This window comes from Corynebacterium gottingense (assembly GCF_002285125.1).
Taxonomy (GTDB): domain Bacteria; phylum Actinomycetota; class Actinomycetes; order Mycobacteriales; family Mycobacteriaceae; genus Corynebacterium; species Corynebacterium gottingense.
Map to the genome: position 1 here is coordinate 16,981 of NZ_NSGN01000014.1, position 19,638 is coordinate 36,618.

Sequence of the window (19,638 nt, forward strand, 5' to 3'; positions counted from 1 at the left end):
CCCCTATCTTGCACCACCTGCACACCCGCTGTACTCGTGCGCCCGGTGTCGCGCATAATGGTGAGCGTGTCACATTCCAACAAACGCTCCCGCAAGCGGCCCGACGCGGCCACGCCACTGCTCAGCGCCAACGCGATCGACACCGCGCGCGAAGCGCTCGAAGAGATCGCGCAGCCCGAGGAAATCGGTGAGCACATCGGCGTGGGCGGGTTGAGCCACAACGTCGCGACGCATCGGTTTGCCGCGCAGGTCCCCGGGTACCCCGGCTGGGAATGGAACGTCGTCGTCGCCTGCGCCACGGGCTCCGACTGGGTGACCATCAACGAGCTCGCGCTCATGCCCGCTGCCGGCGCGCTCGAAGCGCCCGACTGGGTGCCGTACTCCGAGCGGCTGCGCCCCGGCGACCTCGGCCCGGGCGACATCATCGAGATCGCGCCTGACGACGATCGCCTCACCGAAGACTCCTTCTCCCGCCACGCCGTCACGTTCCCGGGGCGGGAAACGAAGCACTACCTCACCGAAAAGGGGCTCAGCGACGCGGAGAAGCGCTGGCGCACCGGCGACTACGGCCCGAACAGCGAGTTTGCAGAGAAGGCAGCGCTGCACTGCCGCAGCTGCGCGTTCTACGTCCCGATGGGCGAGCCGGTCGGCGACAACTTCGGCGTGTGCACCAACGAGTACTCGGCTGACGGTCACGTTGTCGCCGCGTCCTACGGGTGCGGCGCCCATGCCGATACGACGGTGGAATCGGTCGGGCTCTAGCGCGGCGTGCCTAGAGCGGTGTCGCCCGCCCGCGGCGCAGCTCGTTGACCTCACGGTGCGTGGGCACTTCGCGGCGCTCCACCCAGCGGCGTGCCGGGCGCCGCGTCCCGTACTCCAGCCACGATGTGACCAGGCGCGCGCCGCACAGCGGGTCGACCACCCACACCTCGCTGGTGAGCAGGTCCGAGCGGACGAAGCCGCCGTCGAGGTGGCGTACCTCGACGCCCTGTCCAGCGAGAATGTCCACCACGCCGTCGAGCGCGATAGAGGCGGAGGTGTGCTCGTGGCTCGATACGTACGCGGCCCCGTGCCTGAGCAGGAGGAGGGGGTTCATGATGGCGGAGACGACCCGGCCCGTGGCGTCGACAAGCAGGCCCTCATCGGCCCCCGCCTGAGCGAGTTCGAGCCGCTGCCACCCCAGGTCCGGGCCGACAAAGGCGGGGGTGGTGCGCTCGTCGCGCACCGGCTGGGCGGCGACCGCGATCTCCAGCGGCATAGGGGCCAGCGGGCGAAGCTCGAGGGAGGCCGAGCTGCCCTCGACCACGAGGACCGCGCGGCGCGTACCACCCACCAGGCTTAGGCGGAGGCGGAGCCGATGTATCTCGGCGGTGGAAACGCCGAGGTGGCGCAGCTCGGAGGTGTACGCGGCGGCGTCGACAACCGCCCCCTCTTGCACGACGAAGGTGAATGAGTGCACCGCGGGCCTTTCCGTGGGTGGGGCAGTGGTTGCAATGGTCGTATTTGTAAAAATGCCAAGAAAAGTGACAGTCTATGTCACGGAAACGGCAGTATGTATTCAGGCCGTGCCATTCATAATTCAATCATCCTGAAAGGGATAGGGGAGAACATCCGACGTGAGTACCGTCACCTCAAACGCCTCGCCGCAGGGCGGGCTTGACCGATTCTTTCACATCAACGAACGCGGCTCCACCGTCGGCACGGAGATCCGCGCCGGCGTAGTGACCTTCTTCGCAATGGCCTACATCGTGCTGCTCAACCCGCTGATCCTGGGCACCAGCGCGGACCGCGACGGCGTGGTGCTGGGAATCCCGCAGGTCGCCGCCGTGACCGCGCTCGCCGCGGGCGTGATGAGCATTCTCTTCGGCGTGATTGCCAAGTACCCCTTCGGCATCGCCACCGGCCTCGGCCTGAACACGCTCGTGGCCGTCACGCTCGTGGGGCAGCAGGGGCTGACCTGGCCGGAGGCCATGGGGCTGGTGGTCATCGACGGCATTATCATCGTCCTGCTCGCCATCTCCGGCTTCCGCACCGCAGTGTTTGACGCGATTCCGGACTCCATGAAGGTGGCCATGAGCGTGGGCATCGGCATGTTCATCGCCATGATCGGCCTCGTGGACGCAGGCTTTGTCCGCCGCGTGCCCGATGCGGCAATGACCACCGTGCCGGTCCAGCTGGGCTTTAGCGGCTCCATCGCCTCCTGGCCCACCTTCGTCTTTGTGATCGGCCTGATCATCTGCGGCTTCATGGTCGCACGCAACGTGCCTGGCGGACTGTTCATCGGGATCGTCATCACCACCATCATCTCCCTGATCGTGGAGCACTTCGCCGGCGCCGGTTCCTCCGCGGATGATCCGCACGGCTGGTCGCTCGCCGTGCCGGAGCTGCCCAGCTCGCTCGGAGGCGTCCCCGACCTGTCACTCGTGGGCAACATCGACCTGGCGGGCGCGTTCGTGCACCTGGGCGTCATCGCCGCCTCGCTGCTGGTGTTCACCCTGGTCCTCGCCAACTTCTTCGACGCGATGGGCACCATGACGGCGCTCGGCCGCCAGGCCGAGGTGACCGACGAGCACGGCAACCTGCCCGACATGAAGCGCGCCCTGGTTGTCGAGGGCTTCGGCGCGGTGCTCGGCGGCGCCGCCTCCTCGTCCTCCAACACCGTCTTCGTCGACTCCTCCGCAGGCATCGCCGACGGCGCGCGCACCGGCCTGGCCAACGTGGTCACCGGCGTGCTCTTCCTCGCCGCCATGTTCTTCACCCCGCTGTATGAGATGGTGCCCATCGAGGCCGCAGCACCGGTCCTCGTCGTCGTGGGCGCCCTGATGATGATGCAGGTGGGCAGCATTGACTGGACCCGCTTCGACGTCGCCTTCCCGGCGTTTCTCACCATCATCGTCATGCCGCTGACCTACTCCATTGCCAACGGCATCGGCGTCGGCTTCATCGCGTTCACCGTGATGGCCGTGTTCACCGGCAAGCACAAGCAGATCCACTGGATCATGTGGCTCATCTCGGCCCTGTTCGTGGTCTACTTCGCGCAGGGCCCGCTGCTCGCCGCACTGAGCTAGGAGATTCATGCTTATCGACGACCCCCAGGACCCCCGCCTCGACGACATCCGCGACCTCAAACACTCCGATAAGGAGAAAGGGCTGGTCTTCGCCGAAGGCCCGCTCGTCGCGGGCCGTCTCGTGGAGTCCCGCTTCCCGGTCCGCGCCATCTACGGCTTCGGCGGCCGGCTCGAATCCTTCCTCCAGGACTACGGCGAGGAGCTCGAGCGCCGCCAGATCCCGGTCTACGAGATCACCCGGAAGATCATGGGCGAGGTCGCCGGCTACGACATGCACCGCGGCCTGCTTGCCTCCGCGGACAAGGCGCCCGAGCGCAGCGTCGCCGAGGTCCTCGACGGCGCGCGCACGCTTGTCATCCTGGAGGGCGTGGGCGACCACGAAAACATTGGGTCCATCTTCCGCAACGCGGCGGGCATGGGCGTGGACGGCGTCCTGTTCGGCGCGGCGACCGCCGACCCGCTGTATCGCCGCAGCGTTCGCGTCTCCATGGGCCACGTCCTGCGCACCCCGTTTGCGCACCTCGAGGGCACGACCACGACCTGGCAGCGCTCCCTGCAGGAGCTCAAGGACGACGGATGGTGGCTTGTTTCGCTCACCCCGGCCGACGACGCGGTGCTGCTGCGCGAGGCCGTGGAAGGGCACGACAAGATCGCCTTCCTCGTCGGCGGGGAGGGGCCGGGTCTAACGCGCCACGCCATGGCCGCGACCGACGCGCGCGCGAAGATCCCCATGGCGCCAGGAACCGACTCGCTGAATGTGGCGACGTCAGCCGCGATTGCGTTCTACGAGGCGCAGCGCTCCCGGTCTTAGCGGTCCGAGTGCCGGATGCGGTCCTGGACCTGCGCCGCCAGCCGCTTGAGGCGGCGCGAGAGGCCGCGGCCGATGCGCTTGGTGGCGGCGAGGGAGGCGTCGGCAAGCTGCGCAAACTCGTGCCCGTCCTCATCCGGGGCTTCGACCTCGTAGTCGTCGTAGTCCTTCTCCGTATCTGCGAAGCGGGCGGCGACCTCATTGACTGACTTGGTCCGCGGCTTCGCCGGGCCGATCTTCGGCTCCGGGCGGCCGTCGATGGCGTAGCCCACCACGTGCACGTCCGGACCCTCCGGGCTGACGGGGACACCCAGCCAGGCCTCCTGCGCCGCATCGGTAAGGTCCGACGGCTCGAAGGGGAGCGTGATCCCTCCCAGCTGCTCCGCCTTCTCGCCCGCCCAGTAGGGGGCCTCGAACGGGTCGGGCAGGCCGACGTCCTCGAGCACTACCTCGCGGGTCGCGGCCAGCGCGCGGCGTACCTGCGTGCCCGTGTAGTGGGCAAATCCGGCGTAGTCCGAGTCCGTGCCCTGCGCGAACACGTAGGTGTCCGTCGCCGGCAGCGCCTCGCGGAGGTGGGCGGTGACCTCGGAGGCGTCGGTCACGGTGTCCATCGACTCCACGAAGGTCTGCACGACGGCGACGCCCGGGTAGCCCGCGATGTAGAACTCGTCCGGCCCCGGGGTGGAGGAGCGGTTGAGGGGGAACTCGCCGATCGGGGTGATCGGCCAGGCGGGGTTGATCTGGCTGAGCAGTTTGCGGCCGAAGCCGCGGTCGGCCTTTGGCTCGGAGCGCAGCACGGCAGCGGGGTCGTCGGTGCTGACAAACCACACGGTCACAATGGCAGGGTATGACATGTCACTTAGTTTAAGGAATGTGGCGTCCGCTGCGCGGCCTTTGCTCGGCGTGTTCGCCCGCTACTTCTTTGGGCGCTTGGTATTTGTACGGACCCCGAGCAGGACGTCTTCCCAGTGCGGGGTCACTGCTTTGCGGCGCCGCTTCTGTGGGGCCTGGCTCTCCGGGTGCTGCAGGAAATCGCCCTCGGTCACTGCGGACTCTGTTGGCGTGGTGGGCGTGGTGGGCGTGGTGGGTGCAGTGGGATCGGCCGGCGCGCCGGTTTCGCCGTCGGCCTCGTTGGCTTCCGGCGCGTTGAGCTCTTCCGGTGCTTCGCCGTCGCCCGCGCTCACCGCGGTGAGCGAGCGCACCGGCTGCACAAAGTTGGGGTCCGTGAGATCCGCCGCGACGCCGTTGCGCGCCTCGGTCGACGCGGTCGCGCCCATCGAGCGTTGCAGCGTCCACTGCGCCTCGTTCTCTGTCAGGCCGGCGCGCCAGCGCAGGTGTACGACCCACGCGTCGCCCGGCTGGCGGGTGGCGTCCCACTCCGCCTCGCTCAGCGAGTGGCCGCGGGCGGCGAACGCGGTGGCCAGGATCTCAAACAGGGAGAGCTTCGCGGGGCCGTCGTCGCGAACCGGGTGCGATTGCTTGGCGGCCTCCGCGATCTGCGCGCGCTCCAGCATGACGGGGTGGGCGTAGGGGTCGACACGGCTTTCCGCCACGCCCATCTCCTGCGCCAGCTCGGCGGCCGTCGCGCCGGCGCGGATGCGCGCCTGGATTTCCTTCGGCGGGAGGGAAAGGGGAGTGGACAGGAGCGGGTCCGGCTCCGGCAGGGGGCGCTGCTTGGCCATCTGGCTCAGGGCGCTGTACTCCGGGGTGTCGTCGGGCATGGAGGGCTCAGAAGGCTCTGGCGCGTCCTGTGGCTCCGGTGTTTCAGCGGGCGCGTCCTCGGCCTCGGTCGGCGCCGGGTGGAGCGTGTGGATGGTGCTGCCGGACGCGGGGGCGCTAGCCAGCGGGGCCTCCTCGGGCGTGTCGGCGACGTCGGGGGCACTGTAGACGCTGTCAAACTCGGAGCGGGCGATCTGGAAGCTCACGCCGTCTGCGTCACGAAGCACAAAAAACTTCGCCGTCGATTCATCTGCCATCAGGTGCAGCTCGCGCATGGATCTCCCTTCGCCCGGTCAGTTCACCCCAGCCTAGCGCACCCCGCCGGGGCGCTGCGGTAGACACGGGGCGTTTGTGCTGGCCCTCGGGTTGTCGTTACTTTTGGCCGACGCCCTGGCCGAGCAACCAATCGATCGCCTGCGTGAGCGTGCGCACGTCCTGCGACTCAATCGCCGGGAACATACCGATGCGCAGCTGGTTCCGGCCCAGCTTGCGGTAGGGCTCGGTGTCCAGGATGCCGTTGGCGCGCAGCGCCTTGGCCAGCTCGGCGGCGTCGACGCGCGCATCAAAGTCGATCGTGCCCACGACGAGGGAGCGCTGCGCGGGGTCCTGGACAAAGGGGGCGGCTAGCTCGTGTGCGTCGGCCCAGCCGTAGAGCGCTTGCGCATTTGCGGAGGTGCGCTCGACCATGCCGTCCAGGCCGCCGTTCGCGTTCATCCACGACACCTGCTCCGCCAGCATGAGCAGCGTCGCGACGGCGGGGGTGTTGTAGGTCTGGTTCTTGCGTGAGTTGTCCACTGCGGTCTGCAGGTCCAGGAATGCGGGAATGAAGCGGTCGGACGCTTTGACCTCGGCGATGCGGTCGAGGGCGGCGGGGCTCATCGCCGCCAGCCACAGGCCGCCGTCGGAGGCGAAGCACTTCTGCGGGGAGAAGTAATAGATGTCCGCGTCCTGCATGGAAACGGGGAGTCCCCCGGCGCCCGAGGTGGCGTCGATAAGCACGAGCGCGTCGGTGTCGGGGCGGGTAACGGGCACCATGGCGCCTGTCGACGTCTCGTTGTGGGCCCAGGCGACGACGTCGGCGTCCTCGCTGTCGAGGCCGTTGAACTCGGCGGGGCTCGGGGCGGATCCGGGGTCGGCCTGAACGAGCCGCGGCTCGTCGAGCCAGGGCGCCTTCGCGGCGGCCTTGGCAAACTTGGAGGAGAACTCGCCGAAACTCAGGTGTGCGGACCGCTGCTTGATCACGCCGAAGGTTGCGGCATCCCAGAAGGCGGTGGCGCCGCCGAGCGAGAGGACGACCTCGTAGCCGTCCGGCAGGCCGAAGAGCGCGGCGAGCCCCTCGCGGACCTCGCCCACCAGGTTCTTCACCGCCGGCTGGCGGTGGGAGGTGCCGATCACGTCTGCGCCGCGGGCGATCGCTTCGAGCTGGGCCGGGCGGACCTTGGACGGACCGCACCCGAAGCGGCCGTCGGCGGGGATCAGGTTGGAGGGGAGAGTGGGGTAGGTGCTCATGTGGCGTCTTTCCTCGTTGGGAGCCGGAAAAGTTGCGGTGTAATGCATAATATAATGCATCACAACACGGGGGTGGCACAGTTTAGTTTCACAGATTCCGGCGATTGCCGGTGTGGGCTGTGTGGCGGACGGGCTGCTCACGGCTACTTGTCATACGGATCACAAACTTTGCTAGGATGGCGGAGGTAATTCTTCGGCTTGCGCCGAACAACGCGATCAATCGTGGAAAGGCACACTGTGGCTACTGAGAACAACGAGAAGGCGGTACTCCACTACCCGGGTGGCGAGTACGAGATGGACATCATGAAGGCTTCCGAGGGCAACGACGGCGTTGTCCTTGGCAAGATGCTGGGCGAGACCGGCCTGGTGACCTTCGACCCGGGCTACGTCTCCACAGGTTCCACCGAGTCCAAGATCACCTACATTGACGGTGACGCCGGCATTCTGCGCTACCGTGGTTACGACATTGCGGACCTGGCCAACAACGCCAGCTTCAACGAGGTCTCCTACCTGCTGATCCGCGGCGAGCTGCCGACCACGGATGAGCTGGAGAAGTTCAACACCGAGATTCGCCACCACACGCTGCTGGATGAGGACTTTAAGGCGGCGTTCAACGTCTTCCCGCGCAACGCGCACCCGATGGCCGTGCTGGCTTCGTCGGTGAACATCCTCTCCGCGTACTACCAGGACCAGCTCGACCCGTTGGACGAGGAGCAGCTGGACAAGGCCACCGTGCGCCTGATGGCAAAGGTGCCGATGCTGGCTGCGTACGCCTACCGCGCATCGCAGGGCAAGCCGTACATGTACCCGGATAACTCGCTCAATGCGCGCGAGAACTTCCTGCGCATGATGTTTGGTTACCCGACCGAGCCGTACGAGGTCGACCCGGTCCTGGTCAAGGCGCTGGACAAGCTGCTGATCCTGCACGCTGACCACGAGCAAAACTGCTCCACCTCCACCGTCCGCATGATCGGCTCCGCGCAGGCGAATATGTTCGTCTCCATCGCCGGCGGCATCAACGCGCTGGCTGGCCCGCTGCACGGCGGCGCAAACCAGGCCGTGCTGGAGATGCTCGAGGACATCAAGACGAACCACGACGGCGACGCCACCGACTTCATGAACCGCGTGAAGAACAAGGAAAAGGGCGTCCGCCTGATGGGCTTCGGCCACCGCGTGTACAAAAACTACGACCCGCGCGCCGCGATCGTCAAGGAGACCGCGCACGAGGTGCTTGAGCACCTGGGCGGCGACGAGCTGCTTGACCTGGCGATGAAGCTCGAGGAGATCGCCCTGAAGGACGATTACTTCGTCTCCCGCAAGCTCTACCCGAACGTGGACTTCTACACCGGCCTGATCTACCGTGCGATGGGCTTCCCCACCGACTTCTTTACGGTCCTCTTCGCCATCGGCCGCCTCCCGGGCTGGATCGCGCAGTACCGCGAGCAGCTGGAGATGAACACCAAGATCAACCGCCCGCGCCAGATCTACACCGGCTACCAGCAGCGCGACTTCATCCCGCGCGACCAGCGATAGGAAAACCGCAGGTAGCAGGCGCGGATAACCGTCGAGAATGAGATTTCCCTTATACTTCGGGGAAAACCGTTCTCGGCGGTTTCGCATTTTCACGATTGTTTCTTCAAGGAGAATTCACATACATGGAAAAGCCGACCATCACTGTTCCGAACGAGCCGGCGCCGAAAGACCTGGTCATCAATGACCTCGTTGTCGGTGACGGCGCTGAAGCGGTGCCAGGCGGCTACGTCAAGGTGCACTACCTCGGCGTGTTCTACGAGTCTGGCGAGGAGTTCGACTCCTCGTGGGACCGCGGTAGCGTGGCAGAGTTCTGGCTCAGCGGCCTGATTGAAGGCTGGCAGGAGGGCATCCCCGGCATGAAGGTCGGCGGCCGCCGCGAGCTGATCGTCCCGCCGGAGAAGGGCTACGGTCCTGCGGGTGCCCCCAGCCCGCTCGCTGGGCGTACCCTCGTCTTTGTCATCGACTTGATCGACGTCCGCTAAGAGAGGACCACGCATGCGCATCCCAGTCACCACGCTCAACGACGGCTACGATTTCCCGCTCCTCGGCCTGGGCACCTACAAGCTTTCCGACGAGGACGTGAACAAGGTCATCCGCCGCGCCATCGAGCTCGGCTACCGTCACATCGACACCGCCTCCTTCTACGGCAACGAGGAGGCCGTGGGCAAGGCGCTCAACGACGCCATCTCGGCCGGTGATGTCACCCGCGAGGACCTGTTCGTGACCACCAAGCTGTGGAACGACGACCAGGACCGCGTCGCGGCCGCATACCAGGAGTCGCTCAAGCGTCTGGACCTCGAGTTCATCGACCTCTACCTGGTCCACTGGCCGTGGCCGCAGAAGGGGCTCTACGTGTCGGCCTTTGAGGAGCTGGTGCACCTCCAGGGGATGGGCCAGCTACAGTCCGTCGGCGTGGCCAACTTCTACCCGGAGGTCCTGGACGAGATCACAAAGGCCACCGGTGTTACGCCGGTGCTCAACCAGGTCGAGCTGCACGCCGGGTTCACCCAGCCGGAGCTGCGCGAGTACCACGCCGAGCACGGCATCGTCACCGAGGCGTGGGCTCCGCTGGCGCGCGGGAAGAACTTCGACGATCCCGCCATCGCCGGTGTTGCGAACAAGCATGGCGTGACGCCCGCCCAGGTCGTGCTGGCGTACCTGCTGCAGATGGGCGTGTCCGTCGTGCCGAAGACGGCGAACCCCGCACGCTTGGAGGAAAACCTCGGTGCGCTGAGCGTCAAGCTTGACGACGCCGACGTGGCCGCCCTCGACGGCGTGCAGGGTGGGCGCATGTCCGGCGATCCGCTGACGTTCCCCGGAGACGTGGAGTAGCGGTCCACTCAGCGCACACGCAGGGCCTACCCGATGACGGGTAGGCCCTTTTTGCTGCGCGTTTTGGCGGGGAGGGGCGCTGTACGGGGGTAGTCGTATGATCATTGGTTTTTCCTGCTAAAAGCATGTTTTGGATATTGGGATCACGTTTGTGTGAAAACGTTATCCGTTAATCATGCATGGCCGTCGTGTGGGGTAGGTAACATTCAGTGTGTCGAGTTGAAGGTGGCACATCATGATGCTGCAAGCCGTGCTGGTCCGCCTCTGCAGACATTGCAAACAGAGCACTCGTGAACTTGTACAAGACAAGAAAGGATAGAAGCCGTGACTGGATCGACTTCCATCCCACAACGTCGGGAACCCACCCCCGACGAATTTGTGGCTATGCAGCGCAGTCCCGAATTCCAAGACCTCCGCAAGACGTTCCGCGGATTTACGTTCCCCGTATCGGTGGCGTTCTTCCTCTGGTTCCTCGTCTTCGTCGTCGTGGCGACGCTGATGCCGGAGGCAATGGCCACGCCCTTCCTCGGGCTCAACGTCGGGCTGTGGCTCGGCCTGGCTCAGTTCTTCACCACGTTCCTCATCACCTGGGTGTACGTGAAGTGGGCGAACAAAAACCTGGAGCCGCGCGCGGCTCACATCCGAGAAGTCATGGAGGGCTAACACATGCAGGAATACATCCTCGCGGCGCCAGAGGCGGACGGCGCCGGCAACCCGCTGCTGAACATTGCGGTCTTTGCCATCTTCATCATGGTCACCCTCTTCGTGGTGACCCGCGCTGGTAAGACGACCAGCGAGTCCGCCGACTTCTACACCGGCGGTTCCTCCTTCAGCGGTACCCAGAACGGCCTGGCCATTGCGGGCGACTACCTGTCCGCCGCATCCTTCCTGGGGATTGTGGGCTCCATCGCGCTGAGCGGCTACGACGGCTTCCTGTACTCCATCGGCTTCTTCGTCGCGTGGCTCGTCGCCCTGCTGCTGGTGGCAGAGCCGCTGCGCAACGTCGGCCGCTTCACCATGGCGGACGTCCTGTCCTTCCGCCTGCGTCAGAAGCCGGTGCGCGTCGCCGCGGCGTTTGGCACCCTGTTCGTGTCGCTGTTCTACCTCATCGCCCAGATGGCGGGCGCGGGCTCGCTGGTTTCGGTCCTCCTGAACCTGCACAGCTACTCCGCCCAGGCGATTTGCGTGGGCATCGTCGGCGTGATCATGATCGTCTACGTCCTCGTCGGCGGTATGAAGGGCACCACCTACGTGCAGATGATTAAGGCCGTGCTGCTCGTCGCCGGTGTTGCCGTGATGACGGTGCTGGTGTTTGTCAAGATCCGCGGCGGCATGAACACGCTCTTCGACGATGCGATCAGCGCCCACGCCGCCTCCGACTACCTGGCGTCGAAGGGCTACGAAGCCGAAGAGATTATGAAGCCGGGCCTGAAGTACGGCGCGACCCTGACCAAGCAGATTGACTTCATCTCGCTCGGCCTCACCCTGGTGCTCGGCACCGCGGGCCTACCGCACGTGCTGATGCGCTTCTACACCGTGCCCACCGCGAAGGAAGCGCGCAAGTCCGTGACCTGGGCCATCGTGCTCATCGGTGTGTTCTACCTGTTCACCCTGGTGCTGGGCTACGCAGCCGCAGCCCTGGTCGGCCCGGACCGCATCCTCGCCGCTCCCGGCGGTGCGAACTCCGCGGCCCCGCTGCTGGCGTTCGAGCTGGGTGGCTCCTTCTTCATGGCGCTGATCTCCGCGGTCGCCTTCGCAACGGTGCTCGCCGTGGTCTCCGGCCTGGCCATCACCGCCTCCGCGTCCATCGCGCACGATGTGTACGCCTCGGTGATCCGTGACGGCGAGGCCACCGAGGACGAGCAGGTCCGCGTCTCCCGCATCACCGTGGTGATCCTGGGCATCGTCTCGATCATCCTGGGCATCCTGGCGATGTCCCAGAACGTGGCGTTCCTGGTCTCCCTGGCGTTCGCCATCGCGGCGTCCGCAAACCTGCCGACCATCCTGTTCTCCCTGTACTGGAAGCGGTTCAACACCACCGGCGCGGTCGTGTCCATCTACACCGGCCTCATCTCCGCCCTGGTGCTGATCTTCCTGTCCCCGGCAGTCTCCGGCGCGGAGACCGCGATGTTCCCCAACGCCGACTGGGCCATCTTCCCGCTGTCCAGCCCGGGCATCGTGTCCATCCCGCTCGGCTTCCTCGCCGGCATCATTGGCACCTTCATGGGCAAGCCGGACAACTTTGAGGAGAAGCAGGCCGAGATGGAGGTCCGCTCCCTGACCGGTGTGGGCGTGGAGGCTCCGGTCGACCACTAGCCACACTCACCGCGTGCGACGCCGGCCTGACGTTGAAGTTGGGTCGGCGTTGGCGTCGTTAAGCGGGGGTGCCCTCGCCGAGCTGGACGAAGCGGACCTGGCCGTGGAGCTCCTCGATGGCCTGGCGCACGCCGGCGGCGGTGCCCGACTGCGGGTGGTTCATGTGCATGAGGACGATCGCGCCGTCGGGAGCGTGGCGGATCTGCTGCGTGACCTGGGCGGGGGAGGCGGTGGCGCCGAAATCACCGTTGGTGGCAAACCCGGCGATACGCGCGCCACTGTCGGCGAGGATGCGCACCGCGATGTCGTCGTAGTGGGCGGTGGCGGCCCGGAACCAGGTGGAGTTGACCCCGAAGGCGCGCAGCGTCTCCGCGTTCTCGGCGACCTCCTGAATCGCCTCGGCGGGGCTCGCGGTGCCCGGGATGCCGTAGACGTGCTGGCCGTTTACGCTTAGCGGGAGGTGGCGGGCCCCGTGGTTTTCCAGCTGGAAGACGGGGTCGTTGGCCAACTCGCGGGTGAGGTCCGGGTGCGCCTGGATCCACGGGCCGGCGAGGAACAGGGTGGCGGGGACGCGGAGCTCGCGCAGAGTATCCACCAGCGCGTGGTCCACCTCGCCACCGCACGCGTCGAAGGTGAGCGCGAGGGTGCGCAGCGGGGGCTGGGTGGGGAGAAAATCCGTGATCCCCGGCAAGTGCATGCCAAACTGCGTCGGCTGCGCGTCCGCGTAGGCGGCGGGGGAGGGGAAGCGCAGCGCGGCGGGCGTGCTCGGCCGTGGCTGACTCGTCTGCGTCTGGCTCGGCTGTGAAGAGCGCGAGGTCCGCTGGACGGGGCGCGTGCTTCGCTCCGCCTCGCAGGCGGCGAGCGCCAGGCCGGAGGCGATAGTCAGCAGCGCGGTACGTCGATTCACACGAGAGAGCTTAAGCGGTCAGCGGGGGTTCCGCTGGCTTCGTCTCGACGGCCTTGCGCGACAGCGGCCCCTTGAGCAGTGCCCACAGGAGGGCGAGCGTACTGACGGTCATAGCGGAGTACATCGCCGCCGGTCCGAGTTGCATCATGCCGACCGCGATCGAGTTGAACGCGATGTGGATGGCTACGGCGGCGAGCCACAGGACCCAGCGGTGCTCGCGAACCGCACGCAGCACGAGGACCGACATGGCGACGTGGAGGGTGATGGCCAGGATGCGCTCGTAGAGACTCATGCCTGCCAGCGCGGCGGTGATGCTGTGAACCGCGTCGATCTGTTGGTTGACCGCTTCGGTGGCCTCAGGGTTCTGCTGCGATTCGACGGCCTCCAGGATCTGGTCCGCGGCGAGGAGCAGGACAATATTGTTGATACTCACAGACCCGATGGTGAGGAGTGCCTCGATCCCGCCGTGGCCGAGGCCGAAGCCGACGCCGTCGCGCCAGGCGCGAGTGCGCTTGGCCCAGAAGCGCATGACCACCCAGCGGGTCGCCTCCTCGAACAGGCCGGAGGTGGCGATGAGGGTCAGCGTTGTGGCGATGAGGGCTGTGTGGGCGTCGAAAATAGCTCCCCACAGCATGTTGACCGGGTATATGAGCAGGAAGCGGAATACCTGCGAGAGGGGGAACGCGAGGACGCCCCATCCGAGCGCGGACCACGGGTAGCCGAGGAGCTTCTTGCCGGCGAACCACGCGGCCAGGACGATGGCGACGATGCCGATGAGCTGCAGGCCCACGAGAACAATTGGGGTCATGGGGGAGAGGCTACCAACCCTTGGCCTGCAAATGCGCTCAGCCGGCTTGCACCACGACCATCCAGATCGCTACCAGGTGGCAGACGGCAGCGGCGATCGTCGCCGTGTGGAAGTGCTCGTGGTAGCCGTAGTAGCGGGCGGTGCGGCCGGGCCACTTGAAGCCGTAGATGAGCGCGCCGAGGGTGTAGACGATCCCGCCGGCGAGCAGCAGCCACACAACGGCCGGGCCCGCGGAGTGCCACAGCGTGGGGATCAGCGGGACGATGATCCAGCCGAGCCCAACGTAGACCACCACGTCCAGCCAACGCGGGTGGTTGATCCAGACCAGGTTGAGGATTGCCCCACCCACGCCGCCAAGCCACGCCACGGTGAGCATGATTGCTGCGGTCTTCGGCGCGAAGACGATGAGGCACAGTGGTGTGTACGTCGCGGCGATGAAGATGGAGATCGTCGCGTGATCCGCCCGCCGCCACCACTGCACGGCCTCCGAGGTCCGCCAGGGCACCAGGTGGTACGCGGAGGAGACGCCGAAGAGGAGCACGACGCCCGCGCCGTAGAGGGTGACGCCGAGCGCTTCATGCCAGTGCAGCGTCATCCACGCAAACGTGATGAGCACCGCCGACGACAGCGCGGACAGCGCCGCCGCAACGAGGTGGAACCACCCGCGGATGATGGGCCGCTCCCCGCGGTCAGCCACGATGTAGGAACGCTGGATCTGTCCTTCGCGCAACGCTGTCATGATTCTCCCGAGTCTCGGTGTACCTGGGACTCACCCTAGCGCGGTTTCGCCTATCGACGCCCCCGCCTACGGCAGGAAACGCCGCCAATCCACCTGCGACGAGAGCTGGCTCGACCCCTGGACCAGCGCGTTGATGTCCGGGACCGGCAGCGGGTTTGCGCGCCCCGGGGTCCACTGGCCCCAGTCGGAGGCGTACACGTTGTTGATGTCCACCTGCACGCCGCCCACCGTGCCGACGAACCCAGCCTTCTGGTGGATGCTGGCGCTGGGGTGCAGTCGACCGTTGGAGCCCCAGTCGTGCTGCCAGAAGAACGAGCCGATGCGGTCTTCGACGCACCACTGGATCACGTTGTAGTTGCCGTACACACCGGTGAGCAGCCCGGCCGCCTTCAGTGCGAGCTGGAATGCCTGCAGGTAGGGGCGGATCTGGTTGACGTACTGGTCGCGAGTGGGGTTGTCATCAATCGCGATGTAGACCGGCCGGCCGTTCGGTCCGCCCGCAGCCTGGTGGAGGCGGATCGCCTGCGGGGCATGCTTAGCGACGCCAGCCGCCCCCTCCTTCCAATCCGCAGTCTCCGCCCGCCCGAACTGGTAGACCGACGCGGTAGCCAGCCCGTTGGCGGCGAAGTCCTGGGTCTCGCCGATCGTGACCGGCTTACCCTTCATCCATTCCGCGCCGGGGCGGGGCTGGGAGACGTACCGGACCGCGCCCATGTGCCCGGCGGCCTTGACGGCTGCGCCGGACGGGACGCCCGCTGAGTAGTCGATCACGGTGCCGAGGATGCGGGACTGCGCGTGGGCTTGCACGGTGGAGCCAAGGGTTGCGCCCGCGACTGCGAGTGCGGTGGTTTGAAGGAGGCGGCGTCGATTGAAAGTAGTCACAACCGTGACTCTAGCAACATTACGGTGTGGGTTGGGGAGCGCGGATCGTCCATGCCGCAATCGCCGTGGTGATCGGCACCGCCAGGACTAATGCGATCGCGCCGATACTCGAGCGCATGATCTCGGTGGCCACCACGTCGGAGGTGAGCACCTGCGTGAGGGGACGATCGGCGACCTGGAGCAGCATCGACAGCGGGAGGGCAGCGCCCATGTATGCCAGCACCAGGGTATAGACCATCGAGGCGATGTGATCGTGGCCGACCTTCATTGCGGAGGCGAACACGGCGCGGGGCCGCGCATCGGGCGAAGTTTCGTACAGCTCCTGCACCGTCGAGGCCTGTGCAATGGTGACGTCGTTGAGCACGCCGAGCGCGCCGATGATGAATCCGGCGAGCATGATCCCTGGCACTTGCACCTGGGGGAGGTACATGTGAATGAGGAGGTTGTTTTCGTCGGCAAGCCCGCGAAGCTGCGTCGTGTCGATGGCGAGGTGTGCCGCGAGCGCCGCAAGCCCCAGCGCCGTCAGGGTGCCGGCCAGGGCCGACGCGGACTTCCAATTCCTGCCGTGCACAACAAAAATGACAGGGAACAGCACCGCGGCACCCGTCACCAGGGAAAGCCCCACGGGGCTGTAGCCGAGCAGAAGCCCGGGGACTAGGAAGCCGAAGATGACAAGTAAGGTGCACAGCAGACCGAAGATTGCGCGCAAGCCGCGCCACGCCCCAACGGCAACCACCACCAGCAGCGTGAGCGCGAGCCACAGGCCGAGCGGCACCGAGCGGTCCATGTCGAGGAAAGAATACGAAGTCTTAGGGTTGTGGTGCACTGAGAGCACTACGCGGTCGCCGACCGAAAGCTCTGGGGTGCCCGGCTGCTGGGCAGCCTCGATGGTTGTGGTTCCCCCGGATTCGAGCTCGACGCGTAAGAAGTCGCACTCAGGGTGGTTTGGCGTTGCGACGCCACCACAGGGAGCCACCGAATGTTCAATGACGGTGGCCTTCACAGTTTCAGCCGTCGACGTCTGTGTCTGCTCAAACCCGGGCAGGACCTCCGGGTGCTTGCCGCCCGGCCACAGTAGTGCGAGCCCGGCTACGGTGACGACGCCCGCAATCGCGAGGAACGCTGCGAGCACGCCGCGCGCCGTGCGCAGCGGAGACGGTGAGGACTGGGTTGCGTGGCGTGCCAACGGAGCTCCCTTGTGAGATCAGTACTGGGACAATCAGACTGATTTTAAAGCTACTTCACGACAAGCGCGCGATGCGCCGCTTCGAAGCGGTCGCGGAGCTCCCTGAAGTACTCGCGGTGTGCATCGACGCTGCGGTGGCCTTGCCCGAACGGCGGGGTTGCCCGCCGCACCTCGGGGGCGACGACGTCCAGCGCGATGAGCACGGTGCCACGTAGAGTGGCGCGCTTCATCTCCAGGGGAACGACCTCGCAGCCGAGCGCATCTGCGAGCACCGACAGCCATGTCGGGTGGTCGGCCGTGACACGACCGGAGGCCACGACGCGCTCGAGGAGCGCGCCTGCCTCCTTGAGCTGCTCGTAGACGCGCCGATACGACATTGCGATGCCTTCAAACACAGCCCGCCACAGGTCGGCTGGTGTGGTTGCCGCAGTGACGCCCAAGAGCTGCGCCTGCGCGGTGGCGGCCCAGCCCGTGGAACGCTCGCCGGTGAAGAACGGAAGCACTAACGGTTAGGTGATTGTGCGCGGTCGAAGTGTGATCTTGATTCTGCTGTTGTTGCTCGCTTTTGTCCGCTTGTACGGACGACCCAGCAAAAACGTTCCATGTCCCTATCCGCACTCGAACACACCAAACACCGCATGCACCGCACAGGAGACAACCATGGTGACCAACACCAGCTAGCCGCCTAACCCAACCCTGAACTTCAAACCGAGCCGAAAGTTAGACGGCTACACCACTCCACGGGACTTGACCGTCTTTGTAACTGGTGCGGTGGTTGTTGCCAGTTGGGCCTTGCGTAGGTCCGTTTTATGGAACATGTCACTCTGCGGCCGCAGAGCGCAACGCCGATCGCAACCGTTTTGCGTAGCGTACGTCACAGAAGTCGGCCATAATGGAGAGGCCTGAAAGCAGATCAAGATGGGGGATTGATGGGGAAGTATAAGACGATCGTGCTTGGCGCGGTTCTGGTGGCGACGCTTCTCGCGGGGTGCGGCGACCAGAACGCGGTGCTCGAACAGCACGCCGAGGCTGAAGCAGCTTCAAGTCCGGGGACTACCGAGGTTCCGGCATTCCATTTCGAAAGTGGGACTCTCGAACTCGGAGACTTTGATCCGCAAACGCTTGGCGACGACCTCTTCGATCCTTGCACCGAGATCTCCGAAGAGGAATTTGCTGCGGCGGGGATTACGAGGAATATCGGCCCAGCGCGTGGCACAAAAGCAGAGAATGGCTCAACGGGATGCAGCGTTGAATCTGAATTGCCTGGTACGTCCAAAGTGATTCTTGCCAATGCTTCAAGCCGTAGTTGGCTTGAACGTGAGGGGGCCAGGTCGATTCAGGAAATTGAGAACTCTGAGATACCTGGTGCTTTTGTGCATTTCTCGGAAATCAGTGGTGGAAGGGATTGTTACGCTCAGGTAGATACTGTTCGTGGTGGATTGACCGTTGCGTACTCGATTAGAGGTTCGGCCCACAAGCAATTGGACCCGTGTAGCAAAGCGCTGGAGTCGCTCGAGAAACTATATTTGTCGCTCAGTCCTTAGAAGAGGTGGCGAAACCGGCGTTGGTTCCGTATTTTAGAGGCAGCTGGTGGGGATCCAGCTGGAAATAAATAGGGGGAAATTGTGGGGAATTTGATTAATCTTGATGTGGAATCTGTTAACTCTGCGGTGGGGACGCTAAACAATTTGGCAGATCGACTCGCTGAGTCGAGGCTTCTAACCGGATCAAGTCTAATGGCCGCCTTCTCGCCGGTCTCCGGCTTGGACGGCGCGGGGCGGACGCACTCGCGGGTGTCGTCCACGTCGGCGCCCGAGGCGAACCGCGTGCTGGGGGAGTGGCTGCAGACGATTGCCGACGTACTCCGCGTGAGCACCGAGAACACGGCGCGGGCGGACAACTCCGTCGCAGGGATTCTTGGCTCGATCGGCGTGGTGGAGCGCTCCGGCGGCGCGGGGGCCGTGTCTGGGCTGATGACGCAGGCGATGTCGCACTATGACAATGCCAAGAACTTTTCTAATCCGCGGCCGACGGCTGGGGCGCAGGCGTCGTTACCCGTGCTCCATGGACAGTTGATGACCACGCAGGTCGCGCAAGCCACCGCGGCGGCCGCGTTTTGGGGCCAGAACGCGGCGCTGATCCAGTCGGTGATTGCGCAGCTGCCTGGGGTCGCCGCGATGCTCGCTGATTCGGCGGATACTGAGTTTGTGGCGCGTGCCGTCGATAAGCTTGGCGACGTCGCCCGCGTCGGCCAAGAATACGTCGCTAGGTCCGTCGCGATGCAGGGGCACGCGGCGGGCCTCGCGCAGGTCGCGGGCGCGGAGCAGCTCATGGCACACGGCGCGATGTCCGTGTACGCGGGGTTGCCGGGCCCGTCGCGGCTCGCGTTTGAGCGCTCATACCTGGGCGTATTCCCGCCGCGGCTCACCGCGTCGCTGCAGCCAGTGGTCCCGGTCTTTGACCGTCTGCTGCCTGACCTCGGATCCATCCCGGGCAACGGGTTTGCGGTGCCGGACATGCCGGAGGCAGTATCTGCCGCATTCGAGGATTCGCCGTTGCCGCGCACGCTTCGCGACGCCTTCTCCGCCGCCGGCCTCTCCGCGCTCGGGAACGCAGCAACGCCAGCCCACGTCGTGGCCGAGTACGGGATGCCAAACCCGGAGGTCCTTGAGCAGGTGGCCGCGAAGGCACCGGGCGGATCCGCAGCAACGCAGGCCGCCTCCGCGGGGCTCGGGCAGATCGCCCCGCAGCCCGGCGGCGCCTTCGGCGGCGGGGCAGTCCCGGCCGGCGGCGCGCCCCTCGGCGGTGCCGCGATGCCCGGCCCGGCAGGC

Annotated in this window: 19 protein-coding genes and 1 pseudogene; 10 read left to right on the plus strand and 10 right to left on the minus strand. The window is 65.8% G+C overall.

What is annotated here, in order from left to right; genetic code table 11:
• Window positions 1–57: 57 nt before the first annotated feature.
• Window positions 58–762, plus strand: a complete 705-nt coding sequence (locus tag CKJ82_RS11300; protein ID WP_095277153.1) for a DUF3027 domain-containing protein — start codon at window positions 58–60, stop codon at window positions 760–762.
• Window positions 763–772: 10 nt separating this feature from the next.
• Here CKJ82_RS11300 and CKJ82_RS11305 read toward each other — a convergent pair whose 3' ends face one another.
• On the minus strand, window positions 773–1,459 hold the full coding sequence (locus CKJ82_RS11305; protein ID WP_095538227.1) for a hypothetical protein: 687 nt from the start codon (window positions 1,457–1,459) through the stop codon (window positions 773–775).
• A gap of 157 nt (window positions 1,460–1,616) precedes the next feature.
• Between CKJ82_RS11305 and CKJ82_RS11310 the strand changes: the two genes are divergently transcribed.
• Window positions 1,617–3,068, plus strand: coding sequence for an NCS2 family permease (locus CKJ82_RS11310; RefSeq protein ID WP_095277149.1), 1,452 nt, complete (start codon window positions 1,617–1,619; stop codon window positions 3,066–3,068).
• 7 nt (window positions 3,069–3,075) lie between these two features.
• The gene (locus tag CKJ82_RS11315; RefSeq protein ID WP_095538228.1) at window positions 3,076–3,879 is read left to right on the plus strand and encodes a TrmH family RNA methyltransferase; all 804 of its coding nucleotides are present in this window, start codon (window positions 3,076–3,078) and stop codon (window positions 3,877–3,879) included.
• Here CKJ82_RS11315 and CKJ82_RS11320 read toward each other — a convergent pair.
• From CKJ82_RS11320 to serC, 3 genes are all read right to left on the minus strand, one after another.
• On the minus strand, window positions 3,876–4,730 hold the full coding sequence (locus CKJ82_RS11320; RefSeq protein ID WP_095538229.1) for a DUF6928 family protein: 855 nt from the start codon (window positions 4,728–4,730) through the stop codon (window positions 3,876–3,878). The two genes, CKJ82_RS11315 and CKJ82_RS11320, sit on opposite strands and share 4 nt — an antisense overlap.
• A 60-nt stretch (window positions 4,731–4,790) precedes the next feature.
• On the minus strand, window positions 4,791–5,870 hold the full coding sequence (gene sepH, locus CKJ82_RS11325; protein ID WP_095538230.1) for a septation protein SepH: 1,080 nt from the start codon (window positions 5,868–5,870) through the stop codon (window positions 4,791–4,793).
• A gap of 97 nt (window positions 5,871–5,967) precedes the next feature.
• Window positions 5,968–7,104: a phosphoserine transaminase gene (gene serC, locus CKJ82_RS11330; RefSeq protein ID WP_095538231.1), complete on the minus strand. Its 1,137-nt coding sequence runs from the start codon at window positions 7,102–7,104 to the stop codon at window positions 5,968–5,970.
• Window positions 7,105–7,323: 219 nt separating this feature from the next.
• Between serC and CKJ82_RS11335 the strand changes: the two genes are divergently transcribed.
• The 5 genes from CKJ82_RS11335 (at window position 7,324) to CKJ82_RS11355 (ending at window position 12,285) form a co-directional block, all read left to right on the plus strand.
• Window positions 7,324–8,637, plus strand: a complete 1,314-nt coding sequence (locus CKJ82_RS11335; protein ID WP_095277215.1) for a citrate synthase — start codon at window positions 7,324–7,326, stop codon at window positions 8,635–8,637.
• Window positions 8,638–8,759: 122 nt separating this feature from the next.
• Window positions 8,760–9,119 (plus strand): FKBP-type peptidyl-prolyl cis-trans isomerase, encoded by a 360-nt coding sequence (locus CKJ82_RS11340; RefSeq protein ID WP_095277137.1) that lies wholly within the window; start codon window positions 8,760–8,762, stop codon window positions 9,117–9,119.
• 13 nt (window positions 9,120–9,132) lie between these two features.
• A complete protein-coding gene (locus CKJ82_RS11345; RefSeq protein WP_095538232.1) occupies window positions 9,133–9,969 on the plus strand; it encodes an aldo/keto reductase in 837 nt (278 codons plus the stop codon).
• A 384-nt stretch (window positions 9,970–10,353) separates the two neighbouring features.
• Window positions 10,354–10,632, plus strand: a complete 279-nt coding sequence (locus CKJ82_RS11350; protein ID WP_095535787.1) for a DUF485 domain-containing protein — start codon at window positions 10,354–10,356, stop codon at window positions 10,630–10,632.
• A gap of 3 nt (window positions 10,633–10,635) precedes the next feature.
• Entirely contained in the window at window positions 10,636–12,285 is a 1,650-nt protein-coding gene (locus CKJ82_RS11355; RefSeq protein ID WP_095538233.1) for a monocarboxylic acid transporter, read from the plus strand.
• 58 nt (window positions 12,286–12,343) lie between these two features.
• Here CKJ82_RS11355 and CKJ82_RS11360 read toward each other — a convergent pair whose 3' ends face one another.
• The 6 genes from CKJ82_RS11360 to CKJ82_RS11385 all read right to left on the minus strand — a co-directional run bounded on the left by CKJ82_RS11360 (window position 12,344) and on the right by CKJ82_RS11385 (window position 17,310).
• The gene (locus tag CKJ82_RS11360; RefSeq protein ID WP_240510770.1) at window positions 12,344–13,192 is read right to left on the minus strand and encodes a polysaccharide deacetylase family protein; all 849 of its coding nucleotides are present in this window, start codon (window positions 13,190–13,192) and stop codon (window positions 12,344–12,346) included.
• 10 nt (window positions 13,193–13,202) lie between these two features.
• On the minus strand, window positions 13,203–14,000 hold the full coding sequence (locus tag CKJ82_RS11365; protein ID WP_095538234.1) for a YhfC family glutamic-type intramembrane protease: 798 nt from the start codon (window positions 13,998–14,000) through the stop codon (window positions 13,203–13,205).
• A gap of 37 nt (window positions 14,001–14,037) precedes the next feature.
• Window positions 14,038–14,739: a PAQR family membrane homeostasis protein TrhA gene (gene trhA, locus CKJ82_RS11370; RefSeq protein WP_095538235.1), complete on the minus strand. Its 702-nt coding sequence runs from the start codon at window positions 14,737–14,739 to the stop codon at window positions 14,038–14,040.
• Between the two features lie 66 nt (window positions 14,740–14,805).
• Entirely contained in the window at window positions 14,806–15,621 is an 816-nt protein-coding gene (locus tag CKJ82_RS11375; protein ID WP_095277124.1) for a DUF1906 domain-containing protein, read from the minus strand.
• Between the two features lie 19 nt (window positions 15,622–15,640).
• Window positions 15,641–16,807 carry a YibE/F family protein gene (locus tag CKJ82_RS11380; protein WP_095538236.1) on the minus strand — a complete coding sequence of 389 codons (1,167 nt, stop codon included), beginning with the start codon at window positions 16,805–16,807 and terminating at the stop codon, window positions 15,641–15,643.
• A 50-nt stretch (window positions 16,808–16,857) separates the two neighbouring features.
• The gene (locus CKJ82_RS11385; RefSeq protein WP_095538237.1) at window positions 16,858–17,310 is read right to left on the minus strand and encodes an FGGY-family carbohydrate kinase; all 453 of its coding nucleotides are present in this window, start codon (window positions 17,308–17,310) and stop codon (window positions 16,858–16,860) included.
• A gap of 426 nt (window positions 17,311–17,736) precedes the next feature.
• Between CKJ82_RS11385 and CKJ82_RS11390 the strand changes: the two genes are divergently transcribed.
• Entirely contained in the window at window positions 17,737–18,351 is a 615-nt protein-coding gene (locus CKJ82_RS11390) for a DUF3558 family protein (RefSeq protein WP_095538238.1), read from the plus strand.
• A 192-nt stretch (window positions 18,352–18,543) separates the two neighbouring features.
• Window positions 18,544–19,638, plus strand: a pseudogene (locus tag CKJ82_RS11395) (hypothetical protein); the annotation flags it as partial.

What these genes read in the sequence shown, in the direction of transcription:
- CKJ82_RS11300 (WP_095277153.1), top strand. Translation starts at nt 58, where the DNA reads ATGGTGAGCGTGTCACATTCCAACAAACGCTCCCGCAAGCGGCCCGAC.
- CKJ82_RS11315 (WP_095538228.1), top strand. Translation starts at nt 3,076, where the DNA reads ATGCTTATCGACGACCCCCAGGACCCCCGCCTCGACGACATCCGCGAC.
- CKJ82_RS11320 (WP_095538229.1), bottom strand. Translation starts at nt 4,730, where the DNA reads ATGTCATACCCTGCCATTGTGACCGTGTGGTTTGTCAGCACCGACGAC.
- sepH (WP_095538230.1), bottom strand. Translation starts at nt 5,870, where the DNA reads ATGCGCGAGCTGCACCTGATGGCAGATGAATCGACGGCGAAGTTTTTT.
- serC (WP_095538231.1), bottom strand. Translation starts at nt 7,104, where the DNA reads ATGAGCACCTACCCCACTCTCCCCTCCAACCTGATCCCCGCCGACGGC.
- CKJ82_RS11340 (WP_095277137.1), top strand. Translation starts at nt 8,760, where the DNA reads ATGGAAAAGCCGACCATCACTGTTCCGAACGAGCCGGCGCCGAAAGAC.
- CKJ82_RS11345 (WP_095538232.1), top strand. Translation starts at nt 9,133, where the DNA reads ATGCGCATCCCAGTCACCACGCTCAACGACGGCTACGATTTCCCGCTC.
- CKJ82_RS11350 (WP_095535787.1), top strand. Translation starts at nt 10,354, where the DNA reads ATGCAGCGCAGTCCCGAATTCCAAGACCTCCGCAAGACGTTCCGCGGA.
- CKJ82_RS11355 (WP_095538233.1), top strand. Translation starts at nt 10,636, where the DNA reads ATGCAGGAATACATCCTCGCGGCGCCAGAGGCGGACGGCGCCGGCAAC.
- CKJ82_RS11365 (WP_095538234.1), bottom strand. Translation starts at nt 14,000, where the DNA reads ATGACCCCAATTGTTCTCGTGGGCCTGCAGCTCATCGGCATCGTCGCC.
- trhA (WP_095538235.1), bottom strand. Translation starts at nt 14,739, where the DNA reads ATGACAGCGTTGCGCGAAGGACAGATCCAGCGTTCCTACATCGTGGCT.
- CKJ82_RS11390 (WP_095538238.1), top strand. Translation starts at nt 17,737, where the DNA reads ATGGGGAAGTATAAGACGATCGTGCTTGGCGCGGTTCTGGTGGCGACG.